Source organism: Corynebacterium sp. J010B-136, from assembly GCF_002967075.1.
GTDB lineage: Bacteria > Actinomycetota > Actinomycetes > Mycobacteriales > Mycobacteriaceae > Corynebacterium.
The window spans coordinates 175767-193487 of the sequence record NZ_PUGE01000002.1 but is presented as its reverse complement, the minus strand read 5'-3'; the positions used below and the strand labels follow the sequence as shown (position 1 = coordinate 193487).

Here is a 17721-nt window from a genome sequence, read left to right as displayed (position 1 = left end):
CGCCACTGTACCCAAATCCTCGTGAAGGCCGGCGGCTATACCGAATGGCTATACCAATGGCCACGGGAATTGGCGGTGCGATTGTGGCCGTGGAAGGAAAGGCAAGCGCACAATCCGTGAGGCTCGTCTTTGCAACGCTTCAATTTCTCCGGGGTGCAAAAGCTGCCAAAGCTCAGCGGGGACATCGTCAAGCAAAGGCTCTACTGCCGCGGTCAACTCCTCTGGAATGGGATGCCCACCGAAATCCCATATAACTGTGCGTAGCTTGGGTTCTACTGAAAAGCACAGGCCGTGGTCAATACCCCAGATGTGTTCACCGTCAAGGAGCACATGTCCTGATTTCCGGTCGGTGTTATTACACAGCAAATCAAAGACCGCCATTCTGAGAAACTGCGCGTGGAGGTCTGCCCTGCTATCAACCAACGGAAAGTAGTGCTCGCCGTCGTTGTGAATAAACCACTGCACAGAGCCCACCCCAGCGGGACCATTATGGGAAATTACTGTCGGCGGAACAATATGCCAGCCTAGATACTCGCTAATGACAAAAGCCGCGCGTTCTCTTTTGTATAACCCGGGCGGAAAATCCCACAGCGGCTGCTCTCCTGCTTCGGGTTTATAGACGGCCCATGCGTAATCGTCATCTAATTCCAGATCGACTACGAATCCGATATTGCTAGATTCCACGAGCTGCTCAACGATCCCCATCTGCCCGAAACTCAAAAGCTCCAGTTCACGTTCAAAAGGCGGGGTGATCACTGTTTAACCGCGCGCTTTCCACTCGGCGCGGATTGCTGAAGATACGACAGCGAGCCGGTCCGCGAGTTGGTCACCAACATGCGCGGACCGTCTTGAGTAAATTCCACGCCCGAAATTGAGGCAGTATCAATGTGGATCTTTTGAAAAAGGTCCAACGGGGTGCCGACAAAATGAGCAACGGCTGCCTTAATTGTGTCAGCGTGGCTAAATGCCGCAACGATTTCGCCTGCATGCTGCTTGGCGATGTTAGAGATGCCCTCCACCATGCGGTTTTGCATCTCAGTAAAGCTCTCGCCTTGAGGAAAACGAAAAGTCGACGGCGAATTTTGGACTTCTTTCCATTCTGGCAACTTGTTGAGCTCGCTGAGTTTGTGGCCGGTCCAGTCGCCGAAATCACATTCGGTAAGGGAGGCATCGACAAGCAAGTGCTTTTTGTGCGCGGCAACTGTCGGCGCGGCTGTTTCCTGCGCACGTTCCATCGGCGATGAATAAATAGCCGCAATCTCTAAACCATCCAAGCGGGATGCGACCTCGCGTGCCTGAGTGATTCCTTGCTCTGCCAAATGCAGCCCTGGCGTACGCCCTGGTAGTACTTGCCCGGTGGTGGGAGTTTGCCCGTGGCGAATAAGTAAAACAATCGTGGGCGGATTCGCAGGCTGGTTCATGCCATGTAAGCCTACCTCGGGAAATATTTTTGCACCGCGAAGAAGTTTTTGCGGCTAGGGTTGAGTATGTGAGTCTTCCACCTAATGTTTCCACGGTCGGTGAGCTGAAGGCCGCCGGCTACCAACACCGAACTTTGCGCGCCGAAATCCGCGAAAACCTTCTGGCGAAACTTCGCGCTGGCGAGGACCCCTGGCCAGGGCTGCATGGTTTAGACCAGACCGTTATTCCGCAGGTTGAACGCGCACTTATTGCTGGTCATGACATTGTGCTTTTGGGCGAACGTGGCCAGGGCAAGACGCGTTTGTTGCGTTCACTCGTCGCGCTTTTAGATGACTGGATTCCGATTGTCGCGGGCTCTGAGCTGCGTGAGGATCCTTTCGCGCCGATTACCGATGCCACACGAGAGCGCGCCGAGAAAGAAGGCGATGATCTGGCGGTTGGCTGGGTTGCCCGCGATGACCGCTACGCAGAAAAGCTCGCGACACCAGATACTTCCGTTGCCGACTTAATCGGAGATATCGACCCCATGCGCGTAGCCGAAGGCCGCCGCTTAGGTGATCCCGAGACCATTCACTACGGGCTCATTCCGCGCTCCAACCGCGGCATCGTGGCTATTAATGAGCTGCCTGACTTAGCTGAGCGCATCCAGGTGTCCATGCTCAATGTCATGGAAGAAAAAGACGTGCAAATTCGTGGCTATATGCTGCGATTGCCGCTCGATGTGCTGGTGGTAGCCTCTGCTAACCCCGAGGATTACACGAACCGCGGGCGGATTATTACGCCGCTGAAAGACCGCTTCGGCGCTGAGATTCGCACCCACTACCCGCTGGCATTAGAAGATGAAATCGCGGTTATCCGCCAGGAAGCTAACTTGGTGGCCGAGGTGCCAGATATTTTGCTGGAAATCCTTGCGCGCTATACCCGTTCTTTGCGTGAGTCTTCGGCGGTGAACCAGCGCGCGGGCGTTTCAGCGCGCTTTGCCATCGCCGGTGCCGAAACCATCGCCGCGGGCGCATTGCACCGCGCTACCGTACGCGGCGAAGAGGAAGCCGTCGCCCGGCTGGTCGATGTCGAATCTGCCGTGGAGGTTCTAGGCGGCAAGATTGAATTCGAGTCCGGCGAAGAAGGCCGCGAGTGGGATATTTTGGAATACATTTTGCGTACTTCCACCGCCGAAGCACTCCGCGCAAAATTGCGCACACTGGATTTCAATCCCTTGATTGCTGCGTTAGATGGCAGCGTAACTATTTCCACGGGTGCGAATGTCTCGGCGAAGGATTTCCTCGCTGGCCTTCCTGATTTGGGCGAGACCACATTATATGACGATATCGCCGAGGCCTTCGGCGCTACTTCTGAAGGATCCCGCGCTAATGCGATTGAGCTGGCGTTGGAAGGGCTCTTCCTCTCACGGAAAATCGCCAAGGATTCTGACGAAGGCACAAGTATCTACGGTTAGGAGTAGACCTTAACCATGTCCCATCCCATTGATCCCCGCGGCCACCGGCGGTCCCGCTACGGACGCTATACCGGCGGGCCGGATCCGCTCGCTCCCCCAGTCGATCTCTCAGATGCACTGAATGAGATCGCCGAAGATGTCATGGCGGGATATTCGCCGGAGCAGGCACTTCGGGAGTACCTGCGTCGCGGTGCGCGGGGTCAAGATGGGTTCGACGAGCTCGCGTGGCAGGCCGCGCAGCGCCGCAAGGAGCTTTTAGAGCGCAATAACCTCGGTGGCACTTTGCAGCAGGTTAAAGCACTGCTTGACGATGCCCTCCGTTTAGAGCGCGCTCAACTTGCCCGTGACATTGACTTAGATGACACCGACCGCGCTTTTCGGGAACTGCAACTGGAAAATCTCCCGGAATCCACCGCGGCGGCAGTGTCTGAGCTCAATACTTATGACTGGCAGTCCCAGGATGCGCGCGAGAAATTCGAGCACATCCGCGATTTACTCGGCCGCGAGATGTTAGACCAACAATTCTCCGGCATGAAGCAGGCTCTTGAAGGTGCTACCGAAGAAGATAAGCAAGCCATCGCTGAGATGCTGCGTGACCTTAATGAGCTTTTACGCAAACACCGCGCGGGCACCGATACGCCAGCGGATTTCGCGGATTTCATGGCCAAGCACGGTGAGCATTTTCCGGAAAACCCGCGCGATATTAATGAGTTAATTGATATTTTGGCGCAGCGTTCCGCCGCCGCGCAGCGCATGCTCAACTCCATGTCACCCGAGCAGCGCGAGGAGTTGATGCAACTATCCGCGCAGGCTTTTGGCTCCCCAGAGCTGCAAGGTTTGCTGGGAGATCTCGCCGGGAATCTGCAAGGACTGCGGCCAGAGTTGGATTGGGCGGGCTCGGAAGATTTTTCAGGCGAGGAAGGCATGGGCTTAGGCGATGGCACAGGTGCTATGCAAGACTTGGCGGAGCTCGACCGCCTGGCTGAGCAGCTGCGTCATGACCACACCGACTTAGACTTGGACGCACTGCGCCGCCAACTCGGTGATGATGCCGCGGTTTCAGCAGATTTGCTCAACAAGATCGACCAGGCGATGCGCAACAGTGGGCTCCTGCGCCGCTCGGCCGATGGTTCATTGAAGCTCAGCCCGCAGGCCATGCGGCGTTTAGGCAAAAGCTTGCTTGACGATGCCACCTCGCACCTTAGCCCACGTTCCGGGTCTCGGGATTCTCGGCTTAGCGGGCTCAGCGTTGAGCAAACCGGGTCAACGCGCCCTTATGAATACGGGGACACCCAGCCCTGGGATGTCACACGTACGCTGACCAATGCGATCCAAAGAACCGCCGGCACCGGTGATCCGCTCAAACTCACGGCTGAAGATATTGAAGTAGTAGAAACGGAACAGCGCACCCAAAACGCTGTGGCGTTATTAGTTGATACCAGCTATTCGATGGCTGCCGAAGGCCGCTGGGTCCCGATGAAACAAACAGCCCTGGCACTGCATCACCTCATCAGCACGCGCTTTCGCGGTGATGAACTAGCATTGATTACTTTTGGCCGCCACGCCATGAGCACCGATATCGAAGAGCTGACTGCACTCCCGCCGGTGCAAGAACAAGGTACTAACCTGCACCACGGCCTACTGCTGGCAGAACGCTTCTTTGCTCGGAACCCGTCTATGCGGCCAACGCTGCTTATCGTCACTGATGGTGAACCCACCGCCTACCTGCAACCGGATGGTAACGCGTGGTTTAACTGGCCAACGGATCAGTACACCATGTATTCCACCATTACACAGCTCGACAAAGTCACCAAACGCGGCACCCGCACGACGTTTTTCCGCTTAGGATCCAACCCGGGCTTAGAAAATTTCCTCAACCAGCTCGCAGATCGCGTCGACGGGCGCGTCGTCGCACCCGACTTGGATGGGCTAGGCGCTGCAGTCGTGGACGAGTATTTAAACTACCGCTTCTAAGAAGCCCGGATATCGGCCCCTCCCGATATCCGGGGAGACGCCGATCACAATTTCCTGGCATACTAGGGATTAGTTCTTTCGATCGACGACCTTGTATCACCCTTCTACAGAAGTGAGTTCCGAATGTCTCGTCCAGTTCATTTTGAAATCGAAGTTTCCAACGTCCCACAGGCCAGCGAGTTCTATGCCGCCGCATTCGGCTGGACCTATGGGGATTATTCTGAGTACGCCGAACGCCCCTACTACGGCGTTATCACTGGTCCTGAAGATACCCCTGGCATCAATGGTGCCATCATGCAGCGCGACGACGGCGCTACCCCAGCGGGCACTGCGCCGGCATCTGCACCCAATGCAGCGGTGCTGACCATGGGCGTTGAAAACTTCGACGCCACTGCCCAAAAGATTCTTGCCGCTGGCGGCACCGTGGTCAAAGAAAAGTACGCCCTTCCAGGTATGGCCTGGCAGGGCTATTTTTTGGATCTTGACGGAAATGTCTTTGGCATTCACGAACCCGACGAGAACGCCAGCTAACACCTTGGCCACAACGCAGCAATCCCCTTACCGCATTGTGCCTAGTTGCCTTGTGCCTTACTGCCATGATGCTGTTGGGCAAGAAAGGCCAAGGCATCAAGAAGCGGGCCGCGCAAGGTAGTCCCTAATGCCATGCGGCGAACCACATCAGAACCTGAAGTCGCCATCTGCAGCGTTGAAATATCTGTCATCCCAACTTTGTCTGCGGCATCCATATAACCGGCTAGGTGGTTGCTGGGAGGGCTTAAGTTTTCTTGCGCGATTTCAGCCAAGGCACGAAGCGCCATGCGATAAGCGCCAGATTCTTTGTGAATGCGCCATCCACGTTTGGCGATTTCTGCATCGAGAAGCTCCTGCGCCGCATCCCATCCCTTCGGCTCTTCTTGCTCATCTGGAATTTCCCCTACCAAAGATTCCTGGGTGCGCCGCATGGCTTCTGGAACATTGCCGCCACTATCAACAATATTGAGCACCTCGCGAATAGTTGCCAAAGGCAGCTTGGCTACTTTGGACAAGCTTCGCACAACGCGGATGCGCTCAACATGCGCTTGGCCATAGAGCGCCTGATTCTTGCTAATTGCTTCACCAGGTGCCAGCAGGCCTTCGCGCACATAATACTTAATGGTGGGCACGCTAACTCCCGTTATCCGCGATAGCTCAGCCATCCGAACTTTGCCATTATGCAGTTCCATTAACCCTACGGTTTCCTACTTCAGGCATATCGATTAACTGTAATACACCTAGGAACCGCAAAACCACGCCCACCTATTTATATTCAAAGTCACGCCCTAGTTATCTCAGTTCGCCACAGCCGGTTGGCTGCACTAGAGTAATTCAAGCATCTGCCTGCACGAAGGCTAGTTAAATAGCAAGTAATCCCGTGCCCTTTTGCGCGCGCCACAACCACGGTTTGTATGGCTGCGCCTTTCTTAAAAACTACTTGCCTCGTTTTCGGAGTTTTACTGTCATGACTACTGTCACCTCACCGATTAATGACAAAGATCGGTATCGTCCTGAACCATCAGTGCGCACAGCTTTAAAGACGCCACGGATTCTCATCCGCGAAACGCTCGCTGGTCTGGTGGTTGCGCTCGCGCTGATTCCAGAAGCGATTTCTTTTTCTATTATCGCTGGTGTCGACCCGAAGGTCGGGCTGTTCTCGTCATTCATTATGGCGATGACCATCGCTGTAGTTGGTGGCCGACCAGCGATGATTTCGGCCGCGACTGGCGCGGTCGCGCTCGTGGTGGCTCCCGTCGTCCATGAGTACGGCTTGGACTATCTCATCGCCACGGTGTTACTCGCTGGTGTATTTCAGATTGTTTTGGCCGTGCTGGGCGTTGCAAAGCTCATGCGTTTTATCCCGCGCAGCGTCATGGTGGGATTCGTTAATGCCCTAGCAATCTTAATCTTTATGGCTCAGTTGCCAGAGCTTTTCGATGTCCCCTTTGCCGTCTACCCGCTCTTTATCCTGGGACTTTTGGTCTTGATCTTTTTGCCGAAGGTCACCAAGGCTGTGCCGGCACCATTGATTTCGATTCTGATTGTTACCGCCATCGCCGCGGTCTTTGCCATTTCCGTGCCGACCGTGGGCGATAAGGGCGAATTGCCGGATAGCCTGCCGGAGCTATTCATTCCGAATATTCCGTGGACGCTCGACACCTTGTCGATCATCGCTCCTTATGCCCTAGCAATGGCACTCGTTGGTCTGATGGAATCTTTGATGACCGCCAAGCTTGTCGATGAAGTAACAGATACCCACTCCAATAAGACCCGCGAGAGCTGGGGCCAAGGCGTTGCCAATATTGTCTCCGGTCTATTCGGTGGCATGGGTGGCTGCGCGATGATTGGTCAGACCATGATCAACGTCAAAACCTCTGGCGCGCGCACGCGTATTTCCACCTTCTTAGCCGGCGTTTTCTTGCTTATCCTCACGGTGGTTTTAGGCGATCTGGTTGGCACCATTCCGATGGCTGTATTGGTGGCCATCATGGTGATGGTCTCTGTTGGCACTTTTGATTGGCATTCCATTAAGCCTTCAACGCTAAAGCGCATGCCGAAAAGCGAAACCGCCATCATGGTCATTACCGTCGCGGTCGTCGTTGCTACTTCGAACCTCGCCATCGGCGTCGTTGTTGGAGTCTTTGCCGCCAGCGTCATGTTCGTACGCCGCGTAGCGCATCTTATCGAAGTCCGCCGAGAAGTAAAGACCGAAGATGACAAGCAGGTGGCGTATTACACCGTGCAGGGACAGCTACTTTTTGCCTCCAGCAATGATTTGACCACGCAATTTGAATACACAGCCGACCCAGAACACATTGTCATTGACCTGAGCCAATCCCATATTTGGGATGCTTCCACCGTCGCGGCACTCGATACCATTCAGACCAAGTACCGCCAGCATGACAAGACCGTGGAATTTGTAGGCATGAATGAATTCACCACGGCATTCCACTCGCGGTTGACCGGCGAGCTAGGCAATTAATCGAAACGGTTAATTACGCACCTCAATGACGCGGGTACTGGGGTCTTGCAGTCCCCACAGCGCAATAAATGCCACGGCCGGCAAAGCGATAAGCGGCAGTAGCGCGTACTCGAGTCCCACGCGATCGGCGAGGGCACCGATAAGTGGTGTCGCGACGCCGCCGACCGATACCGCGAGTCCTAAGGTCACGCCGCTGGCCGTGCTCATATGCTGCGGTAAATAGTCCTGGCCCAGCGTGACTTGCAGTGAGAAGGGGACGTACAGCGTTAGCGCGACCAGGACGATAAAGCCCCAGGCGATTGGCCCTGGGATTAAGAACATGCCGGCTAAAAGTGGGATGGACAGTAGATAAGACCACCGCAACAATGTGGTGCGGTTCCATCTGCGGGCCAGGTGTCCACCGATTGCCGTGCCGAACGCACCCATGATGTAGAAGATAAACAGCGAGGCATTGGCGAGGTCTTCTTGAACCCCACGGTATTCGTGCATGAACAACACGATGAAAGTGCCGATGCCTACAAAGACGATGGAGCGGCACAAAATCGCAATCGACATGCGCCCGAACGATACCCAGTCATCGCGGTGGTTAGTGTCCACACCTGCCTTCGTGGCGGGTTGTGCAACCCCGTATTTATTTAAGACCAGCACCGCTACAGTGCCGGTGAGTGCCGGGATCATCAACAGCGGTGTGGCACCAAGGCCAAAGACGCCGATGGTTATAGCCACGATGACCGGACCTAGCGCGAAGCCGAAATTTCCGCCCAGTGAATACCATGACATCAGTACATGGTCCCCACCGCTGACTTCGCGGGCGCGGCTGGCGCTGGCCGGGTGGAACGCCGCAACACCAATGCCGGCTGCCGATGCCAATAACGCCACCGCCCAGTAGGCATCAACCAGGCCAATCGCTGCGATACCCGCACCGGAGAGAAAAACGCTAACGGGAATAAGCCAGCGCATGCGCCACTTATCCCCCATGATGCCGAGCACTGGCTGAATAATGGAAGACACCAGCGAGAAAGTCAGCATGACGCCCGCTGCCGCAGAATAGCTATAACCACCTTGCAGCACGAGAAAAGGCATCAACGCAGCAATTGCACCTTGGCTAAAATCCACCGTCGTATGCCCATAAGCAATCAACAATGTACCCCGGCGCGCGGTGGTTTCCTCAGGCGACCGCCGCGTCGAAGGCTTTATTGTTGTGTGCTTTAATCTCGCTGTACTCATGGCCTCCATCATGCTCCACTAGGAACGTAAATGCAGGTATTTGCTGCAGCTACTCGGCTGACGCAGCTGACTCAGTCGGTTCAGCGGGGTAAGTCACTTGGCCGTCTTCTTGAACGTGCGGTGTAGCACCCCACATGCCCAGCTCATATTTCTTGGGCTTTTGCCCGGCGATAAGTTGTTCTACCTGGAAACCTTGCGCGGCTAGAGTATTCGAAATCAATAGACGGTGGCAGCGCCACGGCATGGGCTCACCGCACATGATCGCTACCCTGTGCTTCTGTGTTAACTCGTTAAGCTCCGCAATTCCTTCGTGGTATTCCTCAGTGAGCGTGTAATCCGCGTAGTTTTTAAAGCTCGCGTTCTTCCAGCCGGCGTTGATTTCTGGCGGCACATCTTGTTTGCGGCGCCGTCCGCCCAGCTTGGGAAATAGTTGATAGGCAATGCCGTTTTCTGGAAGCCACTTCTTCATCTCATCGGAGTCGAACTGCGGGTTGCGGCGGGAGCCAGGGTGCGCGCGGACATCGATAAGCATGTCGATGCTGCGCTCATCCAAGGTCTCTAGAAAGACTGGGATGGGACATGTCCAGTGGCCAATCGTCCATATTTTAGGGACCGAGGCGTCTTTGTCCTGCTTAGTCATTGCCCTGACTTCTTAGCAATCTTGGTCAAAGCAGAGCCTTTATGCATCGCAATATGATCGGTTTTATCACTTTTGATTTCATATTGCGGCTCTTCCGGACTGCACCTGCGCATGTGCCCTTTGTATTCGGTATCTTGCGTGTGCTTTTTCTTAATCACTCCAGATACCTCGCCGGCTTCAGAATTCCACCGGACATGGTCGCCGACGTTAAATGTCTTGCTCATGTTTCCCGCTCCTTCGAAAGCTGCAGCTCTTAACGCAAGGCCTCACATACCCAGCCTTTGGGCATCTCCCCACCGGTTAGGAGCTTAAGAACCTTTTCCTGTTCTTGATCCGTGAGATCCGCATCCATATGCGGATAGATAACAGGCTCTTCTTTCATATTGTGCCTATCAAGGAGCGCGAGAATCTCTGCGCAAGTTTGCTCCACACCGGTAGAATCCTCGGCTGGATCCTGCAAAATCTCTTCGAGCGCGTCCATGCGCTGCCATATCTCACCGTGCTCTTTGCGCATCACCATCAGCGGCATCATCAATGCGCCTTTAGGAAGGTGTGGAAAGACGATTTCTTCTTCTATGTAGATGTGGCGGCGCAAGGCAGCCATGGCATTTTGTAATGGCACTGCGCGTTGGCGCGGGTCGGGTGCTGCGGTATCAGCTAAATACTGCTCAATTCCCGCATCAATGTCATGATGCTCGGCGGTAAAGGCCGCCGCCAATGAAACCTCATCGGTAGAAGAATTGCTTTGTACTTCCGTACTCATAAACAGCCTCCTTCTGGATGATCTCCCATGGTAGCACCGCAGCGCCGCAGCGCCGCAGCACTTGGGCTTTAGGCTCTTCGCTGTGCCAGCACCGCCTCATTCAGATCAGCCATAGCTAAATCTCCGTGGACCGCAGCACCAGTCATCACTCCCGAGGCAGCAGAAGAAACCACCATCGCCATCGCTTGTGCGGCATTACCAACTGCCCACACTCCTGGCACAGACGTCATGCCCTGGGGTTTCGCAGGAATCTGGGTACCGAATGGGGTTTCTTCCACTTCGCCACCTAGGGTTTCGAAAAGCTCAGTTCTTGCGTTAAAGCGTGGGGCAACGACAACAGCGTCGGCATCGAAAAGCACTGCGTCACTACCTGACGTGTTTTCAATCTGCACGGCTTGTACTTGCTTGCCTTCCATCACCAACTTCTCCACGCGGCCGCGAACAAGCGGCACGTTTAAAGCAGCAAGTTGTTCCAGCACCTCAGGCGCTGGATCTGGGGCATCATTGAGATACACCGTCACATCGTTGCTGAGCTGGCTAAATAGCAGTGCCTGGTGGACGGCCAATGCTCCGGAAGTTAGCACGGCAATTTTCTGATCCCGGACTTCCCAGCCATGGCAGAAAGGACAGTGCAAGACCGTTTCACCCCAGCCTTCGCGTACGCCGGGGATATCAGGTAGCTCATCGACAAGACCTGTGGCCAAAATAATGCGCCGGGCGCGAATGGATTCCGTACTGTCGCTGATTGCGAGCGTGAAGTTATCGGTTGTCCCTTGCATTTGCTCCACACGGCCGCGTTGAATCTGCACGCCATAGGATTCGGCCTCACTGCGGCCTTTGGCCAGCAGCTCCAGCGGTGAAATGCCCTCATTGCCCAAGACATTGTGCGCACCGGCTGCTGGGGCATTGCGTGGATGACCATCATCAATGACAATCACCTTGCGGCGTGAGCGACCCAGGGCAACCGCGGCGGCCAGCCCTGCTGCCCCGCCGCCGATAATCGCCACGTCAGCATCGAAGTTTTCAGAAACACTTTGTTGTTCGTTTTGCGTCATGGTTTTGAGATTAAATAACCCTGCCGGAAAACGCATACACTTTTGCATATGACGCAAAACGACACCGACGAGATTGTTCGCCAGCGCATTCGGGGCTTGCGCCTGGCACGCAATTGGAGCCTAGAAACCTTAGCTCGCCGCTGTGAGATTTCGGCGTCCACGCTGAGCAGAATCGAAACTGGACGCCAACGCATCTCACTGGATTTATTAGTGAGCATCGCGCAAGCTCTGGGTACTTCCTTGGATCAACTAGTAGAACCCGAAGGCAACGATGATGTGGTTATCCGCCCGGAGCCGGAATCTCATGGGGGAATGACCTTTTGGTTGCTGTCGCGTGAAAGGGATCGGCGCGGGGTGACCATCGGCAAGATGCGTATCAATCCCGACCGCGCCGATGTGGAACCTGTAGTCCATCCGGGCTCGGAATGGTTCACCGTCTTAAGCGGCGTCATCCGACTAACGCTTGGAACCAGAACCATTATGGTCACCCCAGGCCAGGCCGTGGAATTTTCCACTATGACCCCACACATGATGGAAGCACATTTAGGCCCAGCCGAGATTCTGACGATCTTCGACCACGCCGGCGAAAAGGCTCACCTGCATCCAGAGCAAGGCGCGTGATTAGCTCGAAGGTTTTTCATTATTCAAAATATAATCCGGTATCCCCTCTGGATACCTGCTATAGCGCTCATCGAATTCCGCAGCGTAGGCGCGCACTGCCGTAGGCAAGGTAGTAAAGACGTACTGCTTGCCCACCGATTTAATAAATCCCGTCGGTGCAAGGCTGCGGCTGAGGTTTTGCTTGACACGCGCCATGGCAAACCTGATGCCTTGTCTTTCCAAATCCACACGAAGTTTTTCTAAGGCGTCAACTGCGGTGAGGTCCATTTCCGTATTGGCTTCCGCGTTCAGCAGAAACCACCGGATGGGATGCGGGGACCTATCAATGGCTTGCTTCGCGCGAGCGGAGAAGTCATCGGCATTAGCGAAAAATATTGGGGAGTCATAACGAAAGACCACCAGGCCCTCAACTGGTTGTGAATCCGGGTAGTCATCCAAGCTATGCATGCCTGCAACGCCTGGAGCATAACCCAACACATCCGCGTAGGGGCTAGTGATCCGGCGGATGAGATCCAAAATCGACAAAGCAATCGCACATCCGATGCCCACCAGCACACCAAAAAGCGTTAGCGCTAAAGCAGTGGCGGCAGTGATAATCAGTTCGCTCTTACGAAAGCGCGCGATGCGGCGTAGCTCTTCGATATCGATCAATCGCACCGCGGCATACATCACCAAAGCACCCAGCGCGGCTTCCGGGAAGGATTCCAATACCGGCCCGGCAAAGAGCAAGACCATCACCACGATGGCGATGACTACCAGTGAGTGAACTTGGGTTTTCGCACCCGCGGTATTACCGAGCACGGTTCGTGAACCGCTCGTAGAGACTGGAAAGCCCTGGAAAAGTCCGTTGGCAATATTTGCCGCGCCAAGTGCGAGCAGCTCCTGGTTAGCGTCGATAGGTTCATCTTTTTCTGCAGCAAAAGCCCGGGCGGTGAGGATATTGTCCGAAAATCCGACGATGGCAATACCTACTGCATAGGGCATTAATGCCCAGATATCCACGGTGCTAAAATCCGGCAGCCGTAGTTCCGGCAAGCCGCGCGGAATCTCGCCGATAACTTCCAAGTCGTAACGGTCCAGCCCGAATAGAGCTACAGCCCCGGCGGCAACTAGCAGTACTAGCAGCGGTGCCGGGAATTTCGGGGCAATCCATCGGGCAAGGAATAACAGTACAAATACTGCCAGCGCCATGAGCACCGTGGGAATATGCGCATTGTGAATGTTTTGGAAAAATGATGCCACTTCCTGCCACGACTGTTCCCCGGAAGTTTCAACCTTGGTCACTTCTGAAAGTTGGCTAATGAACATCAGTAGGGCAATTCCTAGTAGATAGCCCACCAGTACCGGCCGCGATAATAGCCTGGTGAGAAACCCCAGACGTCCCACATAGCCAATCAGGCACACTGCGCCCACGGCAATTGCTAAAAGGGCGGCTACTTCCGCCATATGTTCGGGTCCGCCGGCTGCTCCGACTAGCGCGCTGATACCTGCTGCCGTCATCAATACGGTGGTAGATTCTGGTCCGATCGACATCTTCCGCGAGGTGCCCAAAATGAAATACAGCGCCATCGGCCCGAGTACAGCCCAGAGCCCTACTACCGCCGGGAGCCCAACGATGCTGGCAAAAGCCATCACTTGCGGAATCAAATAGGCGGCCACCGTTATACCGGCGATGACATCACCTTTTATCCATCCTCGCTGGTAATTGCGCATTACCAGCACGCCCGGCACAAGTCGCTGCCACAGCGGGCGCGAAGATCGGATTTTTTGAGGTGCCATAAATTAACGGTACTAGGATTTACGCGCGGTAGAGGGCAACTTCAACAGAATCATCCCGCAGTCATACCCCCGTGACCTCGGCGGCACACAGGCTCGTGCCGCGAGAGAAAAATGGGTGCATAATTGTTTTAGCCTCTTGAAGTAGTTACGGAAAACATCGTTTTGCAAAGGAGACCCACATGCGTGGTGTCATAATGCACGCCCCCGGAGATGTCCGCGTTGAACAGCGCCCGGACCCGGTTTTGGAACAGCCCACCGATGCGATTATCCGTGTCACCGCAACGTGCGTGTGCGGCTCTGACTTGTGGCCTTACCGCGGCACTGATGACGTCGACCGCCACCCCATGGGCCATGAATACATCGGCATCGTTGACCAGATCGGTGATGATGTAAAGTCAGTGGCCATCGGCGATTTCGTGGTTGGTTCCTTCGTCGCATCGGATAATACCTGTGAGATTTGTGAGGCTGGTTTCCAATCGCGCTGTGCACACCAGGTCATGATGGGTGGCATCGGTACGCAGGCAGAAAAAGCACGCATTCCGCTTGCCGATGGCACTTTGGTCAAGGTTCCCGGCACCCCCACCGAAGAGCAGACAAAGAGTTTGCTTGCGGCTTCCGATGTTTTGGGCACCGGCTGGTTTGCTGCCGATGCTGCTGCGGTTGGCCCAGGAAAGACGGTCGCCGTCGTAGGTGACGGCGCGGTTGGTCTCATGGGTATTTTGGCCGCACAGCAGATGGGTGCCGAGCGTATCATCGCGATGTCGCGCCACGCTGACCGCCAGGCACTGGCCAAGCAGTTTGGTGCAACCGACATCGTGGAAGAACGTGGTGAGGAAGGCATTGCCCGTATCAAGGAACTAACCAACGGCTACGGTGCGCATTCCACGATTGAGGCAGTGGGCACCCAAGAATCGATGCAGCAGGCAATCGGTGCCACCCGCCCCGGCGGGCACGTCGGATTCGTCGGTGTCTCCCACGGCGTGGAACTCGATGGCACGGATCTCTTTGTTGCCACCGTGAATCTGCTTGGCGGCCCTGCCCCTGTGCGCCGCTTCCTTCCTGAACTGATTGATCTCATCATGACTGACCAGATCAATCCAGGCGCGGTCTTTGACCTCACCCTTCCCCTGGAGGAAGCAGCTGAGGCTTACAAGGCCATGGATGAACGACGTGCCACCAAGGTCATGCTGACGCTTTAGGATTACACCCCAAGTACTTTTGGGGGCAAAAATCAGGCTTTTCCCTGATGTGGCCGTAGCTCATCTGGACAACCCCTCGCCCCCGTCTTCTACCAACACCAGCGCATCACTAGTTGAAGTTGCCGGCTATATTCTCGCAGCCCCTGCGCTTAGCGCCTTAATCTCTGCCCCACTTCTGCTTGGCTTGTTGCCAGAGGCCGCAACCGGGCTAATTGTTCCGATTGCGCAGCTTACCCCGCTAATTGTTGCGCTGATATTTTTCGCTGCTCTCAAGAAACGCCCGCAACACCGTCTTGCTCGCTTACGTGACGTGCTCGCATTGCGGTGGGCCAGTTCCACCAAAGCAATCATCGTTGGCCTGGGCTTTCTCATAGTTATTTCTGCACTCCAAGCGCTTCTCGCACTAGCAACTGGACAGACTTTTGCCGCCAGTAATGACATCGCCCTTGCAGCTATCGCCGTCATTCCCATTTTGCTTATGCAATGTGTCTTTGCCCTTGGTGAGGAATTCGGCTGGCGTGGTTGGCTAGCTTCTCGCACATCCGGGTGGAGTTTCCCCAAAGCTGCCGCTACCCAATCAATCGCATGGACGCTGTGGTATCTTCCCGTAGTTCCCTTAATTCTGTCCACCGCAACTATAGAATTCGCGCTCGCGTATCTAGTATCTGTTGCGTCCTGGGCGCCTTTCTTCCTCGCGCTGCGGCTTCGCTCCGGTTCTGTGTGGCCAGCGGTGATTCTCCACGGTGGTATCAACAGCATCCGCGTATTTTTCTTACAGTCTGTGTTTGTTTCCGGTGAAGGCATCAACTGGTGGGTCGAAGCAGCCGGTGTCATTTTGTGGCTGGCTGCCGCAGCCTGGTTAATAAGCAAGTCTTTTACTTTTATCCCTTGCGCATCCTCACAAATCGTTAAAGAATAAAGACATGGTCAAGCCCACCAATACATCCGCTATCACCAAGGCAACGAACCGCCCTTGGGATGACTGGGTTGCGGCCTTGGACGCTGCTGGTGCACGCGAGATGAACCACGGAGACATCGCTAAGCAAGCCCTAAAGCTCATGCCTGAATCAGTTGAGAAAAAAGAATGGTGGGGCGCAAGGCGTGGCCATTGCTTTTGAACAACACGCTGGCCTGCGCATTCCGGGTCAGTCCAGCACGGGCAGTTTCCAGACCTCGACCTCCAAGACTTTCCCCGGTGATAAAGATGCTGCGCTGAAAGCTTGGCTGGAGTTAGTTGGCACCCGCGATGAGTTCAATGGCATTGAATCCGAAGAAGCTGCTTCTACTTCCGCGACAGCGAAGTGGCGGTATTGGCGCGTGCAGCTTGTCGATGGCTCCCGAGTCAACGTCAATATCAGCGACAAACCGAACGGGAAAGCTTCAATCGCCTTGGAACATACAAAGCTTGCCTCTTCCGATGAGGTTGAAACATGGCGCCCCTACTGGAAAGAGCTCTTAGCCAAGCTGTAGTCCAAATGCTCGCCCTAGTGCATGACTGACTAATTGATGGGCGTGGTCTCATATTACGAATCTCACACAGACGAGATTCACGTCAGTTGACTAGATTAGGCTAGGCTAAACTCCATGATTTTTTCACTCCGCTCTATTCCTGCCCTCGTCGTATCTGCTTCCCTTGTCCTTGCCGGCTGTTCCTCCACAGCTGAATCTGCCAACGAAGACACTGCATCAAATGCCAATGCTGAAGCATCTGGTGATGTCCGCACCGTCGATACTGTGCTGGGCGAGGTAGCAGTTCCTTCCGAGATCGATTCTGTCGTGGTTCTTGAGGGCCGCCGCGACCTTGATATTGCCCTTTCACTGGGACTTCCGCTTACTGGATACCCATATGAAGAAGCCGGATCACTCGATCTGGAATCCCCAGTCGCACAGAATCTGGATACAGCCAAAGAAAATGGCGCAGAGGAGCTGTTTCTAGCCGATGAGATCAATATCGAGGCCATCATTGCAGCTGAACCAGACCTGATTATCAGCCGCGTTGATGACGTCGAACCAATTCGTGAGGAACTTGAGGCCGTCGCGCCAGTGCTTGCCATTGGTGACCAAAGTACGGCCAGTTGGCAAGATGACCTGCGCTTAGTTGCAAAAGCAACCGGAACTGAAGTCCGCGCCGAAGAACTTATTAGAGAGTATGAATCCCGCGTCACGCAGATGTCAGAAGAATACGCGGATATTCTCGCAGGAAATTCCTTTGTGCCTTTAAGCTACAACGGTGAGAGCCTAGAAACCCGTCCGAATCGTCTGCTGTCGTTGACTCTTCGTGACCTAGGTGCGCAACCTTCTGAGGCATTCCAAGCGGCTATCGACGGTGAAGAAGCAGTATACAGCCGTGAGCAAACTCTGGAGGCTTTCAAGGACGCTGATGCAATTGTTGCCCTAGTCAATGACCCACAGGTATGGGAAGAATTCAGTGAAGACAGCCTCTTCCAGCAGCTTCCTGCTGTAGCTGACGGGCATGTTGTCCGCTCCGATAAGCAGACGCATGAAGGTGCAGCGCTGACTGCGATGCACACGCTTGATGTCATCGAAAAGCTGCTTGAAACCTTCTAAC

General features: G+C 54.9%; 19 protein-coding genes. 10 read left to right on the top strand and 9 right to left on the bottom strand.

Annotated elements, in window-relative coordinates:
• Positions 1–48: 48 nt before the first annotated feature.
• On the bottom strand, positions 49–756 hold the full coding sequence (locus C5Y44_RS04295) for an SCO1664 family protein (RefSeq protein WP_105323819.1): 708 nt from the start codon (positions 754–756) through the stop codon (positions 49–51).
• The gene (locus C5Y44_RS04290) at positions 753–1421 is read right to left on the bottom strand and encodes a histidine phosphatase family protein (RefSeq protein ID WP_105323818.1); all 669 of its coding nucleotides are present in this window, start codon (positions 1419–1421) and stop codon (positions 753–755) included. Before C5Y44_RS04290 ends, C5Y44_RS04295 begins: the two co-directional genes overlap by 4 nt.
• A 68-nt stretch (positions 1422–1489) precedes the next feature.
• Here C5Y44_RS04290 and C5Y44_RS04285 point away from each other — a divergent pair, with 68 nt between their 5' ends.
• The 3 genes from C5Y44_RS04285 to C5Y44_RS04275 all read left to right on the top strand — a co-directional run bounded on the left by C5Y44_RS04285 (position 1490) and on the right by C5Y44_RS04275 (position 5383).
• Positions 1490–2878 carry an ATP-binding protein gene (locus tag C5Y44_RS04285; RefSeq protein WP_105323817.1) on the top strand — a complete coding sequence of 463 codons (1389 nt, stop codon included), beginning with the start codon at positions 1490–1492 and terminating at the stop codon, positions 2876–2878.
• A gap of 15 nt (positions 2879–2893) precedes the next feature.
• Positions 2894–4852, top strand: a complete 1959-nt coding sequence (locus C5Y44_RS04280; protein WP_105323816.1) for a VWA domain-containing protein — start codon at positions 2894–2896, stop codon at positions 4850–4852.
• Positions 4853–4975: 123 nt separating this feature from the next.
• Positions 4976–5383 (top strand): VOC family protein, encoded by a 408-nt coding sequence (locus tag C5Y44_RS04275; protein ID WP_105323815.1) that lies wholly within the window; start codon positions 4976–4978, stop codon positions 5381–5383.
• A 41-nt stretch (positions 5384–5424) separates the two neighbouring features.
• Here C5Y44_RS04275 and C5Y44_RS04270 read toward each other — a convergent pair whose 3' ends face one another.
• On the bottom strand, positions 5425–6075 hold the full coding sequence (locus C5Y44_RS04270) for a MerR family transcriptional regulator (protein WP_233189825.1): 651 nt from the start codon (positions 6073–6075) through the stop codon (positions 5425–5427).
• Between the two features lie 275 nt (positions 6076–6350).
• Here C5Y44_RS04270 and C5Y44_RS04265 point away from each other — a divergent pair, with 275 nt between their 5' ends.
• Positions 6351–7868 (top strand): SulP family inorganic anion transporter, encoded by a 1518-nt coding sequence (locus tag C5Y44_RS04265; protein WP_105323814.1) that lies wholly within the window; start codon positions 6351–6353, stop codon positions 7866–7868.
• 9 nt (positions 7869–7877) lie between these two features.
• On the opposite strand, the gene C5Y44_RS04260 is transcribed toward C5Y44_RS04265, so the two are convergent.
• The 5 genes from C5Y44_RS04260 to C5Y44_RS04240 form a co-directional block, all read right to left on the bottom strand.
• Positions 7878–9095: an MFS transporter gene (locus C5Y44_RS04260; protein WP_233189824.1), complete on the bottom strand. Its 1218-nt coding sequence runs from the start codon at positions 9093–9095 to the stop codon at positions 7878–7880.
• Positions 9096–9144: 49 nt separating this feature from the next.
• Positions 9145–9735: a DUF488 family protein gene (locus tag C5Y44_RS04255; RefSeq protein ID WP_105323812.1), complete on the bottom strand. Its 591-nt coding sequence runs from the start codon at positions 9733–9735 to the stop codon at positions 9145–9147.
• Positions 9732–9959 (bottom strand): DUF2945 domain-containing protein, encoded by a 228-nt coding sequence (locus C5Y44_RS04250; RefSeq protein WP_066795020.1) that lies wholly within the window; start codon positions 9957–9959, stop codon positions 9732–9734. The genes C5Y44_RS04255 and C5Y44_RS04250 overlap by 4 nt, the downstream gene beginning before the upstream one ends.
• Positions 9960–9988: 29 nt before the next feature.
• Positions 9989–10498: a hemerythrin domain-containing protein gene (locus C5Y44_RS04245; protein WP_105323811.1), complete on the bottom strand. Its 510-nt coding sequence runs from the start codon at positions 10496–10498 to the stop codon at positions 9989–9991.
• 68 nt (positions 10499–10566) lie between these two features.
• Complete coding sequence (locus C5Y44_RS04240) at positions 10567–11553, bottom strand: NAD(P)/FAD-dependent oxidoreductase (RefSeq protein WP_105324069.1); 987 nt, start codon at positions 11551–11553, stop codon at positions 10567–10569.
• A gap of 48 nt (positions 11554–11601) precedes the next feature.
• On the opposite strand from C5Y44_RS04240, the gene C5Y44_RS04235 reads away from it, so the two are divergent.
• Positions 11602–12174 (top strand): helix-turn-helix domain-containing protein, encoded by a 573-nt coding sequence (locus C5Y44_RS04235; protein WP_105323810.1) that lies wholly within the window; start codon positions 11602–11604, stop codon positions 12172–12174.
• On the opposite strand, the gene C5Y44_RS04230 is transcribed toward C5Y44_RS04235, so the two are convergent.
• Entirely contained in the window at positions 12175–13887 is a 1713-nt protein-coding gene (locus tag C5Y44_RS04230; protein WP_105324068.1) for a SulP family inorganic anion transporter, read from the bottom strand.
• A 245-nt stretch (positions 13888–14132) separates the two neighbouring features.
• Here C5Y44_RS04230 and C5Y44_RS04225 point away from each other — a divergent pair, with 245 nt between their 5' ends.
• From C5Y44_RS04225 to C5Y44_RS04210, 5 genes are all read left to right on the top strand, one after another.
• Complete coding sequence (locus C5Y44_RS04225) at positions 14133–15152, top strand: zinc-dependent alcohol dehydrogenase family protein (protein WP_105323809.1); 1020 nt, start codon at positions 14133–14135, stop codon at positions 15150–15152.
• A gap of 49 nt (positions 15153–15201) precedes the next feature.
• The gene (locus C5Y44_RS04220; protein WP_105323808.1) at positions 15202–16071 is read left to right on the top strand and encodes a CPBP family intramembrane glutamic endopeptidase; all 870 of its coding nucleotides are present in this window, start codon (positions 15202–15204) and stop codon (positions 16069–16071) included.
• Between the two features lie 4 nt (positions 16072–16075).
• The gene (locus C5Y44_RS13445) at positions 16076–16270 is read left to right on the top strand and encodes a hypothetical protein (protein ID WP_233189823.1); all 195 of its coding nucleotides are present in this window, start codon (positions 16076–16078) and stop codon (positions 16268–16270) included.
• On the top strand, positions 16254–16622 hold the full coding sequence (locus C5Y44_RS04215) for a hypothetical protein (RefSeq protein ID WP_233189822.1): 369 nt from the start codon (positions 16254–16256) through the stop codon (positions 16620–16622). Before C5Y44_RS13445 ends, C5Y44_RS04215 begins: the two co-directional genes overlap by 17 nt.
• Before the next feature lie 114 nt (positions 16623–16736).
• Positions 16737–17720 carry an ABC transporter substrate-binding protein gene (locus C5Y44_RS04210; protein WP_105323807.1) on the top strand — a complete coding sequence of 328 codons (984 nt, stop codon included), beginning with the start codon at positions 16737–16739 and terminating at the stop codon, positions 17718–17720.
• Position 17721 lies beyond the last annotated feature (1 nt).

Excerpts from the sequence above, each read along its gene's own strand:
- C5Y44_RS04290 (WP_105323818.1), bottom strand. The coding sequence starts at position 1,421 with ATGAACCAGCCTGCGAATCCGCCCACGATTGTTTTACTTATTCGCCAC.
- C5Y44_RS04280 (WP_105323816.1), top strand. The coding sequence starts at position 2,894 with ATGTCCCATCCCATTGATCCCCGCGGCCACCGGCGGTCCCGCTACGGA.
- C5Y44_RS04275 (WP_105323815.1), top strand. The coding sequence starts at position 4,976 with ATGTCTCGTCCAGTTCATTTTGAAATCGAAGTTTCCAACGTCCCACAG.
- C5Y44_RS04270 (WP_233189825.1), bottom strand. The coding sequence starts at position 6,075 with ATGGAACTGCATAATGGCAAAGTTCGGATGGCTGAGCTATCGCGGATA.
- C5Y44_RS04265 (WP_105323814.1), top strand. The coding sequence starts at position 6,351 with ATGACTACTGTCACCTCACCGATTAATGACAAAGATCGGTATCGTCCT.
- C5Y44_RS04260 (WP_233189824.1), bottom strand. The coding sequence starts at position 9,095 with ATGAGTACAGCGAGATTAAAGCACACAACAATAAAGCCTTCGACGCGG.
- C5Y44_RS04255 (WP_105323812.1), bottom strand. The coding sequence starts at position 9,735 with ATGACTAAGCAGGACAAAGACGCCTCGGTCCCTAAAATATGGACGATT.
- C5Y44_RS04250 (WP_066795020.1), bottom strand. The coding sequence starts at position 9,959 with ATGAGCAAGACATTTAACGTCGGCGACCATGTCCGGTGGAATTCTGAA.
- C5Y44_RS04245 (WP_105323811.1), bottom strand. The coding sequence starts at position 10,498 with ATGAGTACGGAAGTACAAAGCAATTCTTCTACCGATGAGGTTTCATTG.
- C5Y44_RS04240 (WP_105324069.1), bottom strand. The coding sequence starts at position 11,553 with ATGACGCAAAACGAACAACAAAGTGTTTCTGAAAACTTCGATGCTGAC.
- C5Y44_RS04235 (WP_105323810.1), top strand. The coding sequence starts at position 11,602 with ATGACGCAAAACGACACCGACGAGATTGTTCGCCAGCGCATTCGGGGC.
- C5Y44_RS04230 (WP_105324068.1), bottom strand. The coding sequence starts at position 13,887 with ATGCGCAATTACCAGCGAGGATGGATAAAAGGTGATGTCATCGCCGGT.
- C5Y44_RS04225 (WP_105323809.1), top strand. The coding sequence starts at position 14,133 with ATGCGTGGTGTCATAATGCACGCCCCCGGAGATGTCCGCGTTGAACAG.
- C5Y44_RS13445 (WP_233189823.1), top strand. The coding sequence starts at position 16,076 with ATGGTCAAGCCCACCAATACATCCGCTATCACCAAGGCAACGAACCGC.
- C5Y44_RS04210 (WP_105323807.1), top strand. The coding sequence starts at position 16,737 with ATGATTTTTTCACTCCGCTCTATTCCTGCCCTCGTCGTATCTGCTTCC.